Raw genomic sequence first — 17,650 nt, 5'->3', positions numbered from 1 at the left:
GCGCATTGCAAAAGTTCTGTCCAGTAAGAACTTTTTTCATCCCTAAAGTCGCTTCAATTGAGGGCAGAGTAATTTCCTGTCCGAGCATTACAGTGATTAACTGAGCACACAGCAAGCTACACAAGCAACCTTTCAAGCAATATTTCTTTCAAGCAATATTTATGGTGAATTCCCTTTCTGCAACCCCCGCAATCCAACTGAGCAATAAGCTGCTCAGATCCTTAAAACGGTTGGTGGATCTGGCCTTTAACTATTGGTGGTGTTGGAATGCTGATCAGTCCCTGTTTGAACTGATCAATGCCGACGAGTGGCAACGCTGTGGCCATAATCCAGTGGCGCTTCTGGAAGCCGTTTCCTACGAGCGATTGACTCAGCTTGCCATCGATCCCTTCTATCTCAAACGTTTGCATCAAGTGGTGGAAGCCTTCGATCGCTACCAGGCTGGCAAAAATACCTGGGCCAGCCGTGTGGCTCCCCAACTCTCGCAAGACCAGCCCGTAGCCTACTTCTGTGCTGAATTTGGACTGCATGAATCTTTGCCTATTTACTCCGGGGGCTGGGCATTTTGGCGGGCGATCACCTTAAGTCTGCTTCTGATCTGGGTGTGCCGATGGTCGGGGTGGGGCTTTTGTATCGGCAAGGATATTTTCACCAGCGGCTCAACCGGGATGGCTGGCAGGAAGATTTTTACATCGATAATCCCTTTGAGCAGATGCCCCTGGAATTGATGAAAAATGAACAGGGTGAGCCGATCGTCATTGAAATTCTGGTCAGGCAGCGCACAGTCAAGGTGCAAATTTGGAAAGTGCAGATAGGGCGAGTGGATCTTTACCTGCTGGACACTGATCGATACGACAACGATCCTATCGATCGCTGGCTCATGGGCCACTTGTATGGCGGCAATCAGGAAACCCGGATTGCTCAAGAGGTGGTGTGCTGAGGATCGTTGGAGTACGGGCATTACAGGCATTAGGCATCGAACCCGGACTGTATCACTTAAATGAAGGTCGTGCCGCTTTTTGTTTGCTAGAAGTGGCTCGATTAGAAATTCAGAAAACGGGCCAGTCTTTCTACGACATTGAGGCTACCGTTCGCGATCGTTGCGTCTTCACCACTCACACTCCTGTCCCGGCAGGCCATGATGTCTTTTCTGCCGACTTAATGGATTCCTTCTTTGCCCACTATTGAAGACTACGATATGTACACCGCTCGTAAACTGGTGCAAGGCGTTGACATCTGGTTAAACAATCCTCGTCGTCCCCTGGAAGCGTCTGGCACCAGTGGGCAAAAGGTTTGCTTTAATGGTGGGATTAACTGCAGTGTCTTGGATGGCTGGTGGTGCGAAGGCTATCAAACGGATGCTCAGGGGAAAGGGATCAATGGCTAGGCGATCGGAGAAGATGCCCATACCAGCAATCAGGAATTGCAAGATAAAATCGATTCCAACTCTCTGTATCAACTTCTGGAAGAGGAAATTGTTCCGCTGTATTACGATCAGGACAGTGAAGGGATGCCTCACCGCTGGATCGCCATGATGAAAGCCTCGATCAAAACTAATGCTCCAGCTTTCAATACTCACCGGATGATTGCAGATTACGTCACTCGCATCTATGCGCCCGGTAGCAAGCTGGATGTTGGACGTAGTTTTGCCCAAGTACCCCTGTAAGAGGACGGGGATGGTAGATAGTGGATAGTAGATAGTTTTCTCTGTCCACTGTTCACTATCTACGATCACTCTGATGGTTGTTTGGGAAGCTGATTTTTATCGCCGTCCACTTAAGGATGAATCGGGCTATCCTTTATGGGAACTGGTGATTTGCGATGCAACGGATACTTTTCGATATTCCGCGTTTTGCCCTCAAGCTGAGGCTAGTGCTGACTGGTTGGCAGATCAATTGGGGCAACTGTTTGTCACAGGACAGCCTCAACCAACTTGTATCAAAACTTTCCGCCCAGCAACGTTGAGCTTGCTAGAAGCTGCCAGCCAGCCCTTGGGAATCTCAGTGGAAGGCACCCGATCAACTCCCACACTCAAACAGTATTTAAAGGAATTAGCTGAACAATATCCTGCCTTACCGGGTTATACCGGGCAATCCTATAACCCGATTGCCCTCGATCGCCCACCTCCACTGCCCCTCACTGAAACGTTATTGGGCCAACAATGGCGCTTTGCCTCTCTCCCTGCTGCCGATCTGGTGGATACCTTTACTGATCGCATGATTCCAGTCCTAAACATGCCTGAACCACTGTTACCCCTCAACCTAGGACTGGCTTCCACAACCCTAATTCCCGGAGTGGTAATCGATGGTGGCAGAAAATCATTGCCCCTTGCTCGCTGGATTCAAGAGGTACATCCCGTTTCCCTGAATTATGTGGCCGGCGCACCGGATGGCTTGATTTTGGAAGCGGGACTCGTCGATCGCTGGATTATCGCCACCTTTGAGGATCCGGAGGTTGCCACTGCCGCTGTTGAGTATGAGCGTCGCAAACAAGCGAGTCAAGGGCTGCACTTTCTCCTCATTCAACCCGATGATTCAGGTATGACCTACACTGGTTTCTGGCTACTAAGAAATGAAGGTGGCGTAACGGGATGATAACTGGTTAAGTGTTGAGTTTTAAGGTTTAAGTGTTGAGTTAACCCTGAACTACGAACTCAACACTTAAACCAACTCCAGCTAGAGAACGGTCGTTTTCCGATCAGAGAAACTCCGGCTCTGAACCTGGGCAAGGTTTAAAACTCGCAACTTCAAGCTTTCCCCTAGTTCGTCCGCGACTTTTGTGCAGACTGGAAGAGAATGTCTGGTTCTTCCAGGGAAGCGTAGTCCATGAAAGTGTCGGTGCAAGATCGGGAAGTGGTGAAGCGAGTCAGCACCTCCGGATGAATCGGGCTAATAGTACGAGTAATGGCGCTAGTGAAAAAGCTGAATTCGAGACTGCCCATCCGCAGGCGATCGCCATCTTTCAAGCGCTGGCGTTGGCGAATCCGGATTCCATTTACAAACGTGCCATTCATGCTGTTGAGATCGATGAGATAAAATCCTTCTTTGGGGGCATAAAGAACGACTGCATGGCGACGGGAGAGAGCACGATCGCGCAAAGGTAAGGCCGCTTCCCGGCTACGGCCGATTGTCCATACCCGTTGTGATTGAAATAAAGCTTGAGATTCTCGACCTAGCAAATTGGTAATGATATAGACTAGCCCACCCTGGATTACGCCCTGAATATAATAGTTCGGGCGGTAATCAACCCCTTGGCGTGGAGGGGAATCTAGAGTCTTGGCTTCTTCCTCTATAACGACTGTGGATGCTTTAGCTAGAGCAGCTTCTTCGCTGTCGTCGGTACTTGCAGACCGGCGATCGGGCTGAATCATGCCTCTTGCGACTGGAGAGCCATTGATCGATGATTGACCAGTCAATGGTATGAAAACCTGATCGGAACTTGATTCTGAGTGCATCCTGGTAACTCCCAGGACGTTCACGGGTGCGTCTAAGTCTCAAGCGTACCCCGTTGCCACCATCTATAAACGGGGCTTGTGGCACCATTTAAACCTGCAACCAGGATCTTTTAGACAAGGAAAAAGCCTTCGCTCAGCCCTCAACCCATTCTCCCAAATCCGAACTTCACAATGGCCTCTCTCACCCCTTCCCCACCTCCCCCGTCTCAATGGGATGTGATTATCATTGGCAGCGGCATCGGTGGCCTCATCGCTGGGGCTTTGCTGGCTCGCTATGGAAAACGGGTAATAGTCTGCGAAAGTCACAGCATTCCTGGAGGAGCCGCCCATAGCTTTACTCGCCAGGGATTCCATTTCGATTCTGGCCCCTCGTTCTATTGCGGATTGAGCGATCCAACCTCCTTAAATCCCCTACGGCAGGTGCTGGATGTGCTGGAAGAAAGCGTTCCTGCCATTCCCTACGACCCGCTTGGTCACTATCACTTCCCTGAAGCCACAATTCCCATCTACGGCAACTTAGAACGCTATCGATCGGCTGTGGCTCAACTGACACCCCAAGGAGCCACTGAATTAAAACGGTTAGAACAACGGCTACTGGGACTGTATGACGCATTAAAGGAAATTCCCCCGATCGCCTTGCGAGCCGACCTCTCGTTAATTCCTCTGCTGCTGACCCGCCACTTCCCAGCCCTGCTCAAACTGCTACCCCAACTTCCCAAAATTCAATCCTCGGTGGGTGATTTGATGCGAGATATGCAGGATCCCTGGATCCGGAAGCTCGTGGATCTGGAATGCTTCCTGCTTTCTGGGTTGAAGGCCGATGGCACCATTGCTCCAGAAATGGCTTTTATGTTGGGTGAACGATCGCGATCCGTAATTGATTATCCCGTGGGAGGGAGTGGTGCGATCGTGCAAGCATTGGTTCGAGGTTTAAAGAAATGGGGTGGTACCCTGCGGTTGAATGCCCATGTGGAGCAAATCCTGGTGGAATCTGGAACTGTTGCGGGAGTCCGCTTTCGCAATGGTGAGATGCTGCGTGCCCCGATCGTCATTTCCAATGCTACGGTCTGGGATACTTATACCCAGTTACTCAAACCATCCGATTTACCCGCCGCCTATCGATCGATAGCCTTACAAACTCCTGCTGTAGACAGCTTCATGCATCTTCATCTGGGAATTCGAGCCGACGGATTGGCGGGACTGACCGGGCATCATGTGGTTGTCCATGATTCTGAGCAGGACATCACTGCACCGGGTAATACCTGTATGATTTCCATTCCCTCTGTTTGGGATGCCAATCTGGCTCCGGCCAATCATCACGTTGTCCATGCTTATACTCTGGAACCGTTTACAGGTTGGCAACGGGATAATACCTACGAGACTCGCAAACGGCAAAAAGCAGAGCCGCTATTCCGGGCTTTAGAACGAGTGATTCCTGATATCCGCGATCGCTTAGTTCTAGAACTGATTGGCACTCCTCTCACCCATGCCTACTATCTACGTCGTTATCAGGGCACTTATGGGCCTGCGATCGCCGCTGGCAAAGGGATGTTTCCCAGTTGTCACACTCCCATTTCCGGTCTGTACCGAGTAGGTGACAGTACCCTGCCCGGAATTGGTGTTCCTGCAGTTGCGGCTTCTAGCATTCTGTGTGCGAATTCCTTGCGAGATAGGGAGTAGGGAATGGTTAACTTCTTAACAGACTACCCTGGTGAACTAGCTGCTCTGAGTGCCGCGTTGATCTGGGCTATTGCTTCCGTAATCTACACGGGAGTGGGACGGCAGTTGTCGCCACTGGTGTTGAATCTGGTCAAAGGATTGATTGCGATCGGCTTGCTCATTGCCACCTTGCTGCTGACGGGCAATCTGCTTCCGACTGTGAATCCTCGTTCCCTCGCCCTGCTGCTGCTCAGTGGTACCGTTGGCATTGGCTTTGGAGACACGGCTTACTTTGGAGCACTCAACTGCATTGGCCCGCGACGAACTCTGGTGCTTGAATCTTTGTCTCCACCGTTGGCTGCTGTCTTAGCCTTGATTTTTCTGCAAGAACAACTGCCGTCTGCCGGTTGGGTGGGAATTGTACTGACTGTGTTGGGTGTAACCTGGGTGGTGTTAGAGCGATCGCGAGAAGCCACAACCCCTGCCGTTCTTACTTTGCGGGGAATTGTGCTGGGATTGCTGGCCGCTGGAGGACAGGCTGGGGGGGCTGTAATGTCGAGAGCGGCTCTGGCAGGAACGGACATTAATCCCCTATGGAGTACGTTCATTCGATTAGTGGGCGGGGTTGTGATTCTGCTGCTCTGGCTGGGGGTACAGCGCCAGTCCATCCGAGTTTTGCAGCCGTTACGATCGCGACAACTGTTTGTGGTGGTGGCTGGAACTGCCTTCATTAGCACCTATTTGGGCATCTGGTTACAGCAACTGTCCCTCAAGTACGCTCCGGCAGGGGTAGCCCAATCTCTGAGTGCTACCAGTCCGTTATTTGTGATTCCCATTGCGGTGATTTTTGCTAGGGACAAAGTGAGTGTGCGGGCGGTATTGGGTGTGCTGGTGGCGATCGTGGGAGTCTGGCTACTATTCACTCGATAAGCGGTCGCACGAATTATGAAGATATGATGTAGTTTATCTCCCCTAAGCTGGTATTGAACTGGTCTAAACCTGCTCTTAATGTCGGCGTTGGCTTCTGATAAAGCAGTAATTTTACAGATTCCAGTATGAAAAATTTATTCACTTGGTTGCCCACATTAGCAGGGTCGCTAGCTATTACAACCTTCAGTTTACTGGGGAATACCACGGCTGCTGTTGCAGTTTCCTTTGTTAACTCGATCACAATTCCCGGCAATAGTACAGATCTGTTTCCGCTGGATAGCGCGAGCACCAATGCTAACCTGAACCGTTTGGGCGGGTTTGGCTCTGACCTCTACTACGATCGCGTCAACAATGTGTTTTATGGATTGGCTGACCGGGGGCCAGGCGGTGGTGTCATTGCCTATAACACGCGAGTACAGAAATTTTCTCTAAATGTGGATCCGTACACTGGCGCAATTAGCAACTTTACTCTGCTCTCCACTATTTTATTTACTGATGCAGAAGGCAGGAACTTTGATGGTTTGGATCCAGCGAAACTCAATGGTAGCCCTACCCTTCTAGGTCGCAGCCTGGATCCCGAAGGACTTGCGATCGCGCCTAACGGCAACTTTTATGTGTCAGATGAATATGGCCCATCTGTGAAAGAATTTACTCCCCATGGCACACTTGTTCGTACCTTCACTACGCCGCAAAACTTGCTGCCTGTAGATAACAAAGGCAATGTCAATTACACCACTACGGATGATACGGTGAGGTTAGTAGCCGGTCGCCAGGGAAACCGGGGTTTTGAAGGACTAACCATCAGCCCGGACGGTAGCAAACTATTTGCTCTGTTGCAAGATCCCCTGACGGAAGAAGGTTCTCCGAATGGGCGATCAAGTCGTAATATCCGCCTGGTAGTGTTTGATACCAAGACTGGAGACAGTATTGCCCAATATATCTATCCCTTAGAAAGCATTACCGACATCAACGATCGCATTCCTGGCACCAGTAACGACTTCACTAGTACTCGACAAGGGCGTAATATTGGCATCAGCGCAATCACTGCCCTAAATGACACTGAACTGCTAGTACTGGAACGGGATAATCGGGGTGTAGGTGTGGATGATCCTCTTGGCAAAAATCCAGTGGGCAGCAAACGCATCTTCAAAATTGATCTGACTGGAGCCACTGATATCAGTGATATCAGTTTGGCAAGCACCAATAACCTACCTGCTGGCGTGGCTGCCGTGAGCAAATCTCTCTACTTTGACATTGCCACCCTGTTGCAAGCTGCCGAAGTGCTAATTCCAGAAAAGATGGAAGGCTTGGCGATCGGTCCCCAACTGGCTGATGGCTCCTATGCCATTCTGGTTGCAACCGACAACGACTTTAGTGTCACCCAAAATGCTATGAATCTCCAGTTCGATGTTTGCTCAAATGGCAGCCAGGTGCCTCTGGGCGCCACTTGTCCCAGTGGTGCAACCCTCCTACCTTCCTACCTGTTTGCCTTCAAAGCCACTGCCGAGGAACTCCAGGGGTTTATCCCGCAGGAATCCGTCGCTGTTCCTGAACCCACGACAATGGCTGGTTTAGCCTTAGCAGGATTGGGGGGCGTGGGGCTGAAACGGCGCCGGGAGCGATCGGGGCGATAAGGGCGTGGGGTAGGGTGGATATTTATCCACCTACCCCATTCTCACTGTCGAATTGATTCACAGACAATCGCGATCGCCATCACGTCCAGTACTAGCAGACCAATCCGCACAATCCAGATCCATGAGTTCCGGATCAGTACCATTACCATCTCAAGCTCACCAAACGCAGTGGATAAGATACAGAACAATGTGAAGCCAAACAAGGCCAGTAAGAAATACTTCAACAGGCGGCACGCCCAGCGGAACAGGAGGCTGTAGTAGTTATTCACTCTCATTGTCACTCCCCTTCAAGGCAAATTGAAGTTTACGGGTGGTACAGGCCGCATGGGCTGAGGTGGTTTTGGTTCTGGCCTAAAAGGCTGCTCGCTGGCACGTACCACAAAAATCATGATGGCAACAGCCAGGATAAACCAGATTAAACTACGAAAACTATGACCGGACATGGGTTCAGCACCAATGTGGTCAATGTAATCCCATTTTCGGCAAACCTGACAGTATTCAATGTTGGGGCGATCAGGATGAGTCACAATTGTGCAGCGGGGCATCAAGCTGTCTTTATACAGGCAGTTCATTGGTGACTCCTAAGAAATTGCTCAATAGTCTCTAAGCCCACTCCTCAAATCAAGAACGAACCATTTGAGTAGCCAGTAGCCGGGGGTGTAAGACCCCAGGAGGGAGTTAGCTACAATTCTTTTTCTAGATTGTACAGCTAAATCTTGAAAATGTATATCTAATGTATTACAAAAGTAGGCAAAAAGATTGATAGATTTTGTACTTTTATATACAGAAAATATCCGATGATGAGGGTGTATATTAGTTATTATCTCTTAACAAATTTAAAGGGAAATCAGCTTTTGCCGTTAAATTGATGATTTTTTGGAATTTGCTGTCCTCTTGTTCCGGTCTGGATTCAGGTTGAGCAGTGTATTGCTATGGCTGATAAAGACATCATAAATCTGAACTACGTTATATATACATTGTTCCCTAGTAGGACTATGATCGTCAGTTATGAGACTGTACCGTCAGTCAGATGTACATCTAGTAAGAAGTCTGAAGCCGACATGGACAAGAAGAGCAAAAAGCTAGTGAGCTTCCGATTGTCAGAGGAACTCCTGCAAGCCTTGAAAGACCGCGCCGATGAGGATGGTGTAACTGTAACGGAACTAGTCACAAGGCTACTCAAGCATGGATTACAGACCAGCGAGGATGATCGCATCGCTGTTTTAGAAGCAGAAATTAAAGAACTCCGGCAATTTAAACAAGTTAATTTCAGTGGTCTTTCTTCAGTTCCGGTGTATCACCAGCCCTATTTCCCTCAAAATGCGGTTCCCTACAACTGTGATATCGAGACGAAGCACTATATTGAAAATTTAGTCAAAACGGAGGTAGAAGACGGCATTGCAGAATTGAAAGCCTTAGTCAAGGAGGTACTGGCTGGCAAAGAAGCGAATAAATAGTAGGCGCAAAATTTAAGCTTCTCATTATGAGACAATTAACTCAATTGATGAATCGCGCAGATCCCTGTTTTTGGCTTAGAGCCCTGCAAATCGATGAATTGCCCCTCAGATTTGCAGGTGTTCGATCAGTAGTCGTGTGATGAGTGGGCCGCTCCAGTAAGGTTTGTTTCAGGTTCGCCTCATGCTTTGAAGGGGTTTATGCATACTGCCCTTGTGACTGCAAACGTTTTTCAGAATGCTTTAGCCAATCGGGATGCATGCTGGCCCTACTATGCTGAACTGCTGCGTAGACTTGCGGCCCAGCCGATCATGTGGTACATGACAAGCTTTGACTATGCCCTGGCCATTACCTTTTGGAGCATTTCCAAACTGGGATCTCGATTGGCAGGGGATCCTGCTTGTCAGGAAGCATATCAGGATATGCTAAGACGGGTCAGGGTATGTCCTATTGACGAAGATATTGTGGAAGGTGCCAACAAGTACCACATCAACTTTTGTGATGCTTTGAGAGTGGCCTGTGCCCGCGATCGCGTTGTCGATTGTATTGTCACCTGGGAACCACACCAGTTTGCCCGCTCTAGGGAAGAACATAATCAGGTGCAATTGAACGAATGCTTTACCTTTCCCATTCGAGTGGAAGATGGGGAATCCGGGGAAATGATTTACCTGGAAATAGACATCTTCTCCGTCAGAGCCTTTTTGCTCAACTTACAACAGAATGAATTGCAGGAACGGCGACGCTGGCGATCGCGGCGATCGCAGCGGTTCTATTTAGAAGACTTTTCCTTGCACACGGGCACCACTCATGAAGCCGCTATTACCCTGCGTGATTTAACGGGTCGAAGTTTGCAGGGCAACGCCACTGGCAACACCCCGATTGATGCCCTGCAAAAAACGATCGATCAGGCCGTCGATCAGCAAGTAGAAATTCCCACCCGTTACCTGAGCCGTTGGTTTGTCCCTCCAGCCACCCTATTTGGTGCAGATGCTCCCATAGAGGTGGTGATTGGTGTTGAGTGTGCCGGATCCAGTTATGAGGCAGGAGCTAGTCACAGCAATGTGCTTCAGGCTGCGGCTGAGGCTTATATCCAGGTCATTAACCGCATCTGTTCCGATTTTTCCCACTTTCCCGATGTCTCGTAATTTTTAGCACTTCTAAACCCAACTCAGCAACTGATTGATCATGCGGTTGGCTTGCGAAGCATATCCGCCGCCGAACAGATTGAAGTGGTTGAGGATGTGATACAGGTTGTAGAGTATTTTCCGGCGTTCATATCCGGCATCTACGGGAAAGACTTCGTTATATCCCCGATAAAACTCTGAAGGAAATCCGCCAAAGAGTTCGGTCATAGCCAGATCCACTTCCCGATCGCCATAATAAGTGGCTGGATCAAAAATGACAGGTTCTCCTGCTTTCGTGACGGCCGCATTGCCTGACCACAAATCGCCATGTACCAGAGAAGGTTGAGGATGATGCCCTGCCAACAGTTGGGGAATGGCCTCTAGCAAGCGATCGCCGCTGGGAAAATGACCGCCCCGACGACTCGCCAGTTGTAACTGGTAGCCAATCCGGTGCTTCACCCAGAATTCTGTCCAATTTTGAGTCCAGGGATTGACTTGCGGGGTGGAGCCGATAGTATTGTTCCGGTGCCAGCCAAACGCAAGCACTCCTACCCCCTGACTTTGGGATAGCGAGGGGATCCACTGATGCATTGCGGCCAGTTTGCGCCCCATTTCACCCCAGGCAGAACTCCCCCCTTGCCCTAAGTCCAGCCATTCCTGAACCAGATAGGCGGATCCGTTGACAGTGCCCCAGCAGATGGGTTGGGGGACTCGAATCGTGTGGGAGGCTGCCATTTCCTCTAACCCTGCCGCCTCAGCCTCAAACATGGTCACTTGAGCCGCCTGATTTAGCTTCACGAAGTAGGACTGTTGCCCATTCGTCAGGAGATAGCCAGAGTTAATGCATCCCCCACCCACGGAACGGGGAGTTACGGCAGAGAATGATTTTCCCGTCACTTGGCGAATGTGTGACGAAATTTGCTCCCACATCAGCGATTTATCCAGCGACTACCACATGCCATGTACACCGCTGCCTGTGGCAACACAGTTGGTGAATAATCGATTATCTCCTATTTCCACAAATGCTGCATCTCCCTTTGTGTAGAGGGTTACGCTGCCATTGCTGTAGCGTGCTCCGGAGGCCGCTTCCACCTGATTCAGCATGATCACCTTACTACCAAAGGTTGCTTCTGCTGTATTGTCATTTCTATAGACTACAGAAAAGCCCTTGCCCTCATCACACTTGTAAGTTGCCCGGGCCGTGACTTTTGCTTGCGCGGTGGATTGCATTTGGGCAGTCTGTTGAGTGCTTTGCTTTTGAGTGTGCTGAGTAGTTTGTTGAGCCAGAATGGGCATGGTAGCTGCTGTAAGCCCAACAAATGTGACTACGCCGACAGACGAAGCGATAAACCCTTTCATAGTGAACATCCTTTGATAAAGAGTTGAGTTTGTCTGCCAGGGTAACAGGTATTCAGGAACTTGAAGTTTAAGGTTTGTGTGGGAGTTTAACGGCCCGGTTGAATGGTAACGATACCATAGGCTTCTGGACTGAGATAACGTTGGGCAGAGGCCTGCAATTCTTCCGCATCACACGCCTGGATGTAATCGGGATAGTGGATTGCTGGATCCAGATCGCCTAACAGAGTGTGGTAGTAGCCGTACAGTCCGGATCGATCGCTGGGCGTTTCATTGCCAAAAATAAAATGATTGGCCGTTCGAGTTCGCACCCGGGCAATTTCTGCCCCGCTAATCAATTCGTCCTGCAACTTGCGAATGTGCTGGGCGATCGCCGCTTCCGCCTGCTTCAGATTCTCACTGGGAAGATGGGCCGAGATGTAGAACACGCCCTGATGCAGGTAGGTCATATTGCTGGCTGAGATACTGGAGACTAGCCCCCGTTCTTCTCGTAAGTCGCGCACCAGCCGAGAAGTACGTCCCCGGCCCAGCACTGAGGCCAACACATCCAGGCCGTAGGTTTCCTGTAACTGATTCATTCCTGGCACTCGCCAGGTCATCACTAAGCGAGCCTGTTGCAACGTGTCATCAATGACTTCCCGCCGGACGATTTGAGTGAAGGGAGATTCGGGGAGGAGATGGCTGGGAGTTGGGGATTGGGAAAAGAGTTTTGGGTTTTGAGTTTTGAGTTTTGAGTTTTGAACTGCTCCTGCGCCCTGATCTCTGATCCCTGATCTCCCGAAGCTGTCTTCTACGATCTGAATCAGTTTCTCTACAGGAAGATTACCTACGACAGCAGCGGTGATGGCCTGGGGGTGATACCAGTAAGCATGAAAGTCCCGCATTTGTTGAGGGGTGAGGGTTTCGATCACGGTAGCAGGGCCGAGTACCTGGCGGCGGTAGGGCAGACGCTCAAAGGCCAACTCGGTGGCATGTTGGAAGGTGCGACGACGAGGATTGTCGTGCGATCGCCGAATTTCTTCCAGGACAACATGTCGTTCGCGCTCAAACCCATCATCGGGAATGCGGGCATTCATCACCGCATCAACCTGTAAGGGAGCCAGGTCAGCAAAGTCTTTGGGAGCTGTGGTGATGTAGTAGTGGGTGTAATCCTGACTGGTGGCGGCATTTGTGACTGCGCCCCGCTGTTCAATCTGTTGCTCAAACTCGCCACTCTGCAAGCGATCGGTGCCCTTGAACACCATATGTTCTAGAAAGTGGGCCATGCCATTAATGGCATCAGCCTCCATAGCAGAGCCGACTTTCAACCAGATATTTAAATTCACCGCGTCAATGGGCATCTGTTCTGCAATGATAGTTAGCCCGTTGGATAGCCGATGCACAGTGGGCGCAATCAACAGAGGGGTAACAGAAGAAGACTTAAGAAGGGTTGCCGTCATGGAATGCCCTGGTAATGGGTGTTCTTTCCCCTATCTTAAGCGTTATGACCCAGGCTTTGGTAAGTGCAGATACTTAGGAAGGTGGAGAAGCGAGGAAGGCTTGAGGGGATGAAGTAATAACTAAACTAGGGGTAAGGCTATAAAGGCTGCTAGCTATGGCGCTACAAGTCAAACCGGTTACTGATTGCTGGGTTGCGGCTCCCTGGGAAGCATATGTTCGGCAGATTCAAGTCCTGGTTATGACTACCTTATTGGATGATTTGGGAACAAAGCGATCGCTCTACGAAGAAATGGGGGTTGCTGAATACTGGGTGGTCGATGTTCACAATGCCCAAGTTATTGCCTATGTAGCTTGATCAGGAACGAAGATGTTGGGTTTCATGCTGCAAGCCAACCTACGAAGGTACTACTGCTCTCTGCCTTCGACCTTCTGCCTGCTTTCTAATCTGTAGTTCATCTAAAGTTCCCTGCGGATCTCAGAATCCCTCCCTAAGATAGGAGGTGAAACGTCAGCGGCAAATTAAAAATTAATAGTTAAAAGTTAAGAGTTAGACATCTGGAAGTCGTACCTTGCTATCGCCCTTCCATTCGCTTTTGACTTTTTTAAGACTATGGTTTGTATTGTGAATGGCGCTGCTTATTGCAGAGAGGAGGTGAATCAATGGTTGATTCCTACCAACCACTTGACCATGAACTGGCGCTCGATCGAGATTGCACAACCCTTTCTCGTCATGTTTTCCAGCAGTTGCAAAATTTTGGACCGGATGCTCAAGATTTGAGTGCATTGATGAACCGAATCGCGCTGGCCGGAAAACTGGTGGCTCGGCGTTTGAGTCGGGCGGGGTTGATGGAAGGTGTGCTGGGCTTTACGGGTGAGGTGAATGTCCAGGGCGAAACCGTCAAAAAAATGGATGTGTATGCCAATGAGGTGTTCATCTCTGTCTTTAAGCAAAGCGGTTTAGTCTGCCGACTGGCCTCTGAGGAGATGGAGAAGCCTTACTATATCCCGGAGAACTGCCCGATCGGACGCTATACGCTGGTGTATGACCCAATCGATGGTTCCTCTAACATCGACATTAATATTAATGTGGGATCGATCTTTGCCATCCGCCAACAGCAAAGCGAAGACCTGGATGGTTCGGCCAGCGATCTGCTCCAAAGTGGACGGCAACAGATTGCTGCAGGCTATATCCTGTATGGCCCCAGTACGATGCTGGTGTATTCCATTGGCAAAGGGGTTCACGCTTTTACATTGGATCCCAGTTTGGGTGAATTCATTCTATCTAACGAGAATATTCAAACTCCTGAACATGGCCCGATTTATAGTGTCAATGAAGGGAACTTCTGGCAATGGGATGAAGGCATCCGCGATTATATCCGCTATATGCACCGTCACGAAGGCTATACGGCTCGCTACAGTGGCGCACTGGTGGGAGATTTTCATCGCATCCTATTTCAGGGAGGAGTGTTTCTGTATCCGGGAACGGTGAAAAAGCCGGAAGGTAAGCTGCGGTTGCTGTATGAGTCTGCACCTTTAGCCTTCCTGGCTGAACAAGCAGGAGGGCGTGCCAGCACTGGAACTCACGACATTCTGGACGTGATCCCCGAAAAACTGCACCAACGCACACCCCTGATCGTGGGCAGTCGCGAGGACGTAGCGCTGGTGGAATCGTTTATTCAGGAACGATCTCGGGAACAAGCGTCTGTAGCCGTTAAAGCGTAGCGGTAGTTTAGTTTTAAGGTTTAAGTTTTGAGTTTTGAATTGTGAGGAATTTACTAAACCGTAACAACACAAGTCTTAAACCTTAGAACTTAAAACTCAAAACTTAAATTTTTTTGGAGTGGTAGACAATGACAGGAACGAACCATTTATTTGAGATTGAAGAACTGGGTCAGAGTATTTGGATGGATAACCTGACCCGCGATTTGATTGAGTCTGGGGAATTGAAGGAGATGATTGTTTCCCGTGGCTTACGGGGAATCACATCTAACCCAGCGATTTTTGAGAAGGCGATCGCGGGCAACAAAATGTATGATGCCGACCTTGAAGCCGGGATCAAGGCGAAAAAGCCACTGATGGAGATTTACGAATCCCTGGTTTTTACTGACATTCGCAAAGCCTGTGATATCTTCCGTCCGGTCTATGAATCTTCCGGTGGGCTGGATGGTTACATTAGCCTGGAAGTGCCACCCACGCTGGCCCGCGACACCGAAAAAACCATTGAAGAAGCCCGCCGCTATTACCGGGAAATTGGTCGCGAGAATCTGATGATCAAAATTCCGGGAACGGAAGAAGGGCTGCCTGCCATTGAGCAAGTGATCAGCGAAGGGATCAACGTCAACGTGACGCTGCTGTTCTCAGTCCAGAGCTACGTGAATACGGCCTGGTCGTACATTCGGGGATTAGAAAAGCGGGTGGCTGAGGGGCAGGATGTCAGCAAAATTGCCTCGGTGGCCAGCTTCTTCTTGAGCCGGATTGATAGCAAGATCGACGATCGTATTGATGCCCGGCTGAAAGCAGGGGTTCCTGATATGGCAGTTCGCCAAAAACTGGAAGCCATTAAAGGAAAAGTAGCGATCGCTAATGCAAAAATCGCTTACCAGGAGTATAAGAAGATCATTCAAAGCGATCGCTGGCAAGCGCTGGCCGCCAAAGGAGCCAAGGTGCAACGGCTGCTCTGGGCCAGCACCAGCACCAAAAATCCCAATTACAGTGATGTTATGTACGTGGATGAATTGATCGGCCCCGATACCGTCAACACCCTACCCCCCGCCACGCTCGAAGCCTGTGCCGATCACTGCCAGGTCAGCGATCGCATCGAGTCCAACGTCGAAGCAGCGTATCGGCTGATCGACAGTCTCAAAGACCCCGACATCAACATCGACCTGGATGCCGTCATGGACGAGCTTCTGGTCGAAGGCATCGACAAATTCATCCAACCCTTCCAGTCCTTAATGAGCTCCCTTGAGGAAAAAGTCAATCGACTCGCAACAGTGGGGTAAGGAGCTTACCCCCGCTCCTCCCCCACCCTATTCACTATCCACTATCCACTTTCCCCCGCGCCTATGGTTGCTCTCCAAGAAAATCCCCTCCGCGTTGGTTTACAGCAAGATCGCGTTCCAGAACCTCAAATTTTGATCATCTTTGGTGCCTCTGGTGATTTGACGCAGCGCAAACTCATACCTGCCCTGTACCAGATGAAACGGGAACGGCGCCTGCCGCCTGAATTCGCGATCGTCGGTGTGGCTCGTCGCGAGTGGAGCCACGACTTCTTCCGGGAACACATGCGGGAAGGTGTGGAAGAATTCGGCAGTGGCCTGGGTTCCGAGTTGCTCTGGGAGGAATTTGCCAGGGGGTTGTTCTACTGTCCTGGTGATATTGACAACCCAGATAGTTACCAGAAGTTGAAAGCCTTTTTGTCTGAACTGGATCAGCAACGAGGAACCAGAGGTAATCGTGTTTTCTATCTGTCGGTTGCACCCAAGTTCTTTGCCGAAGCGATCGAGCAACTGGGCAAGGCAGACATGCTCCCTGACCCTCGTAAACAACGCCTGGTGATTGAGAAACCCTTCGGACGCGATCTCAGCTCTGCTCAAGCCCTCAACAAAGTGGTGCGAAACATCTGTGATGAACGGCAGGTTTACCGGATCGACCACTACCTAGGTAAAGAAACTGTGCAGAACCTGATGGTCTTTCGGTTTGCCAATGCCATTTTTGAGCCGCTGTGGAATCGCCAATTTGTCGATCATGTGCAAATCACCGTGGCTGAAACCGTGGGGCTAGAAGGTCGGGCAGGTTACTATGAATTCTCCGGTGCGTTGCGGGACATGGTGCAGAATCACCTGATGCAATTATTCTGCTTAACGGCGATGGAGCCACCCAACTCCCTGGATGCCGACAGCATTCGTAATGAAAAAGTCAAAGTGTTACAGGCTACCCACTTGGCAGATCTAAATGATATAAGCTTATCTGCTGTTCGGGGGCAATACACTAATGGTTGGATGAAAGGAGAACCTGTTCCGGCTTATCGGGCTGAAGAAGGAGCCTCTCCCCAATCAACAACCCCGACTTATGCCGCTTTGAAACTGTACATCGACAACTGGCGCTGGAAAGGGGTGCCCTTCTATATGCGGACGGGCAAGCGGATGCCGAAAAAGGTATCTGAAATTGCCATCCAGTTTAAGGAGGTGCCCTTCCTGATGTTCCAATCTGCCACCAGACAGGCGAATCCCAACGTATTGGCTATGCGAATTCAGCCGAATGAAGGAATTTCCCTCCGATTTGAAGTGAAAACTCCTGGCAACTCACTGCGTACCCGGACAGTAGACATGGATTTCCGCTACGACACCGCCTTTGGCCAACCCAACACCGATGCTTACAGCCGCTTGCTGGTGGATTGTATGCTGGGCGATCAAACCCTATTTACCAGAGGCGATGAAGTGGAAGCTTCCTGGCGCTTGCTCACTCCCTTGCTGGAAGTATGGGATGCTCCTGCTCCACCGGAAGTGATTCCCCTCTATGAAGCCGGAACCTGGGGACCTGTTGAAGCTGAATTGTTGCTCAACCGGGACGGACGGAACTGGCGACGACTTTGAAAA

General features: G+C 50.2%; 20 protein-coding genes and 1 pseudogene. 15 read left to right on the top strand and 6 right to left on the bottom strand.

What is annotated here, in order from left to right; translation table 11 throughout:
- Window positions 1–161 precede the first annotated feature (161 nt).
- From ACUVQO_RS04690 to ACUVQO_RS04665, 6 genes and pseudogenes are all read left to right on the top strand, one after another.
- A pseudogene (locus tag ACUVQO_RS04690) lies at window positions 162–479 on the top strand (DUF3417 domain-containing protein); the annotation flags it as partial.
- Between the two features lie 86 nt (window positions 480–565).
- Window positions 566–940, top strand: coding sequence for a hypothetical protein (locus ACUVQO_RS04685; protein ID WP_445924749.1), 375 nt, complete (start codon window positions 566–568; stop codon window positions 938–940).
- A complete protein-coding gene (locus ACUVQO_RS04680) occupies window positions 934–1,188 on the top strand; it encodes a hypothetical protein (RefSeq protein WP_445924732.1) in 255 nt (84 codons plus the stop codon). Before ACUVQO_RS04685 ends, ACUVQO_RS04680 begins: the two co-directional genes overlap by 7 nt.
- Complete coding sequence (locus tag ACUVQO_RS04675) at window positions 1,175–1,387, top strand: hypothetical protein (RefSeq protein ID WP_445924731.1); 213 nt, start codon at window positions 1,175–1,177, stop codon at window positions 1,385–1,387. The genes ACUVQO_RS04680 and ACUVQO_RS04675 overlap by 14 nt, the downstream gene beginning before the upstream one ends.
- Before the next feature lie 36 nt (window positions 1,388–1,423).
- Entirely contained in the window at window positions 1,424–1,666 is a 243-nt protein-coding gene (locus ACUVQO_RS04670) for a hypothetical protein (protein WP_445924730.1), read from the top strand.
- Between the two features lie 73 nt (window positions 1,667–1,739).
- A complete protein-coding gene (locus ACUVQO_RS04665) occupies window positions 1,740–2,594 on the top strand; it encodes a Tab2/Atab2 family RNA-binding protein (protein WP_445924729.1) in 855 nt (284 codons plus the stop codon).
- 164 nt (window positions 2,595–2,758) lie between these two features.
- On the opposite strand, the gene ACUVQO_RS04660 is transcribed toward ACUVQO_RS04665, so the two are convergent.
- Window positions 2,759–3,415, bottom strand: a complete 657-nt coding sequence (locus ACUVQO_RS04660; RefSeq protein ID WP_445924728.1) for an FHA domain-containing protein — start codon at window positions 3,413–3,415, stop codon at window positions 2,759–2,761.
- Between the two features lie 210 nt (window positions 3,416–3,625).
- On the opposite strand from ACUVQO_RS04660, the gene ACUVQO_RS04655 reads away from it, so the two are divergent.
- The 3 genes from ACUVQO_RS04655 to ACUVQO_RS04645 all read left to right on the top strand — a co-directional run bounded on the left by ACUVQO_RS04655 (window position 3,626) and on the right by ACUVQO_RS04645 (window position 7,677).
- Window positions 3,626–5,134, top strand: a complete 1,509-nt coding sequence (locus ACUVQO_RS04655) for a phytoene desaturase family protein (RefSeq protein WP_445924727.1) — start codon at window positions 3,626–3,628, stop codon at window positions 5,132–5,134.
- A gap of 3 nt (window positions 5,135–5,137) precedes the next feature.
- Window positions 5,138–6,043: a DMT family transporter gene (locus tag ACUVQO_RS04650; RefSeq protein WP_445924726.1), complete on the top strand. Its 906-nt coding sequence runs from the start codon at window positions 5,138–5,140 to the stop codon at window positions 6,041–6,043.
- Window positions 6,044–6,168: 125 nt separating this feature from the next.
- Window positions 6,169–7,677 (top strand): esterase-like activity of phytase family protein, encoded by a 1,509-nt coding sequence (locus tag ACUVQO_RS04645; protein ID WP_445924725.1) that lies wholly within the window; start codon window positions 6,169–6,171, stop codon window positions 7,675–7,677.
- A 41-nt stretch (window positions 7,678–7,718) separates the two neighbouring features.
- On the opposite strand, the gene ACUVQO_RS04640 is transcribed toward ACUVQO_RS04645, so the two are convergent.
- The gene (locus ACUVQO_RS04640; RefSeq protein ID WP_445924724.1) at window positions 7,719–7,952 is read right to left on the bottom strand and encodes a hypothetical protein; all 234 of its coding nucleotides are present in this window, start codon (window positions 7,950–7,952) and stop codon (window positions 7,719–7,721) included.
- A gap of 12 nt (window positions 7,953–7,964) precedes the next feature.
- Window positions 7,965–8,249: a hypothetical protein gene (locus ACUVQO_RS04635; RefSeq protein ID WP_445924723.1), complete on the bottom strand. Its 285-nt coding sequence runs from the start codon at window positions 8,247–8,249 to the stop codon at window positions 7,965–7,967.
- Window positions 8,250–8,738: 489 nt separating this feature from the next.
- Between ACUVQO_RS04635 and ACUVQO_RS04630 the strand changes: the two genes are divergently transcribed.
- Together ACUVQO_RS04630 and ACUVQO_RS04625 are read left to right on the top strand one after the other, a co-directional pair.
- On the top strand, window positions 8,739–9,134 hold the full coding sequence (locus ACUVQO_RS04630) for a hypothetical protein (RefSeq protein WP_445924722.1): 396 nt from the start codon (window positions 8,739–8,741) through the stop codon (window positions 9,132–9,134).
- Between the two features lie 198 nt (window positions 9,135–9,332).
- Window positions 9,333–10,277, top strand: coding sequence for an alpha-isopropylmalate synthase regulatory domain-containing protein (locus ACUVQO_RS04625; RefSeq protein ID WP_445924721.1), 945 nt, complete (start codon window positions 9,333–9,335; stop codon window positions 10,275–10,277).
- A gap of 12 nt (window positions 10,278–10,289) precedes the next feature.
- Here ACUVQO_RS04625 and ACUVQO_RS04620 read toward each other — a convergent pair whose 3' ends face one another.
- The 3 genes from ACUVQO_RS04620 to ACUVQO_RS04610 form a co-directional block, all read right to left on the bottom strand.
- Window positions 10,290–11,186 carry a fructosamine kinase family protein gene (locus ACUVQO_RS04620; RefSeq protein ID WP_445924720.1) on the bottom strand — a complete coding sequence of 299 codons (897 nt, stop codon included), beginning with the start codon at window positions 11,184–11,186 and terminating at the stop codon, window positions 10,290–10,292.
- 18 nt (window positions 11,187–11,204) lie between these two features.
- Window positions 11,205–11,615, bottom strand: coding sequence for an MliC family protein (locus tag ACUVQO_RS04615; RefSeq protein WP_445924719.1), 411 nt, complete (start codon window positions 11,613–11,615; stop codon window positions 11,205–11,207).
- Between the two features lie 86 nt (window positions 11,616–11,701).
- Window positions 11,702–13,051 carry a M16 family metallopeptidase gene (locus tag ACUVQO_RS04610; protein ID WP_445924718.1) on the bottom strand — a complete coding sequence of 450 codons (1,350 nt, stop codon included), beginning with the start codon at window positions 13,049–13,051 and terminating at the stop codon, window positions 11,702–11,704.
- Between the two features lie 155 nt (window positions 13,052–13,206).
- Here ACUVQO_RS04610 and ACUVQO_RS04605 point away from each other — a divergent pair, with 155 nt between their 5' ends.
- The 4 genes from ACUVQO_RS04605 to zwf all read left to right on the top strand — a co-directional run bounded on the left by ACUVQO_RS04605 (window position 13,207) and on the right by zwf (window position 17,647).
- Window positions 13,207–13,407, top strand: a complete 201-nt coding sequence (locus tag ACUVQO_RS04605; RefSeq protein WP_445924717.1) for a Uma2 family endonuclease — start codon at window positions 13,207–13,209, stop codon at window positions 13,405–13,407.
- 305 nt (window positions 13,408–13,712) lie between these two features.
- Window positions 13,713–14,774: a class 1 fructose-bisphosphatase gene (gene fbp / locus ACUVQO_RS04600; RefSeq protein WP_445924716.1), complete on the top strand. Its 1,062-nt coding sequence runs from the start codon at window positions 13,713–13,715 to the stop codon at window positions 14,772–14,774.
- Between the two features lie 128 nt (window positions 14,775–14,902).
- Window positions 14,903–16,054 carry a transaldolase gene (gene tal, locus ACUVQO_RS04595; RefSeq protein ID WP_445924715.1) on the top strand — a complete coding sequence of 384 codons (1,152 nt, stop codon included), beginning with the start codon at window positions 14,903–14,905 and terminating at the stop codon, window positions 16,052–16,054.
- A gap of 63 nt (window positions 16,055–16,117) precedes the next feature.
- Window positions 16,118–17,647: a glucose-6-phosphate dehydrogenase gene (zwf, locus tag ACUVQO_RS04590; RefSeq protein ID WP_445924714.1), complete on the top strand. Its 1,530-nt coding sequence runs from the start codon at window positions 16,118–16,120 to the stop codon at window positions 17,645–17,647.
- Window positions 17,648–17,650: the final 3 nt, after the last annotated feature.

The sequence above is a fragment of the Leptodesmis sp. genome (assembly GCF_052746595.1).
This window is presented reverse-complemented; position numbering and strand designations above follow the sequence as displayed.

Coding starts and splice junctions, on each gene's coding strand:
- ACUVQO_RS04610 (WP_445924718.1), bottom strand. CDS start 13,051: ATGACGGCAACCCTTCTTAAGTCTTCTTCTGTTACCCCTCTGTTGATT.
- ACUVQO_RS04620 (WP_445924720.1), bottom strand. CDS start 11,186: ATGTGGGAGCAAATTTCGTCACACATTCGCCAAGTGACGGGAAAATCA.
- ACUVQO_RS04625 (WP_445924721.1), top strand. CDS start 9,333: ATGCATACTGCCCTTGTGACTGCAAACGTTTTTCAGAATGCTTTAGCC.
- tal (WP_445924715.1), top strand. CDS start 14,903: ATGACAGGAACGAACCATTTATTTGAGATTGAAGAACTGGGTCAGAGT.
- ACUVQO_RS04605 (WP_445924717.1), top strand. CDS start 13,207: ATGGCGCTACAAGTCAAACCGGTTACTGATTGCTGGGTTGCGGCTCCC.
- ACUVQO_RS04665 (WP_445924729.1), top strand. CDS start 1,740: ATGGTTGTTTGGGAAGCTGATTTTTATCGCCGTCCACTTAAGGATGAA.
- ACUVQO_RS04630 (WP_445924722.1), top strand. CDS start 8,739: ATGGACAAGAAGAGCAAAAAGCTAGTGAGCTTCCGATTGTCAGAGGAA.
- ACUVQO_RS04640 (WP_445924724.1), bottom strand. CDS start 7,952: ATGAGAGTGAATAACTACTACAGCCTCCTGTTCCGCTGGGCGTGCCGC.
- ACUVQO_RS04655 (WP_445924727.1), top strand. CDS start 3,626: ATGGCCTCTCTCACCCCTTCCCCACCTCCCCCGTCTCAATGGGATGTG.
- ACUVQO_RS04645 (WP_445924725.1), top strand. CDS start 6,169: ATGAAAAATTTATTCACTTGGTTGCCCACATTAGCAGGGTCGCTAGCT.
- ACUVQO_RS04650 (WP_445924726.1), top strand. CDS start 5,138: ATGGTTAACTTCTTAACAGACTACCCTGGTGAACTAGCTGCTCTGAGT.
- ACUVQO_RS04635 (WP_445924723.1), bottom strand. CDS start 8,249: ATGAACTGCCTGTATAAAGACAGCTTGATGCCCCGCTGCACAATTGTG.
- ACUVQO_RS04615 (WP_445924719.1), bottom strand. CDS start 11,615: ATGAAAGGGTTTATCGCTTCGTCTGTCGGCGTAGTCACATTTGTTGGG.
- zwf (WP_445924714.1), top strand. CDS start 16,118: ATGGTTGCTCTCCAAGAAAATCCCCTCCGCGTTGGTTTACAGCAAGAT.
- fbp (WP_445924716.1), top strand. CDS start 13,713: ATGGTTGATTCCTACCAACCACTTGACCATGAACTGGCGCTCGATCGA.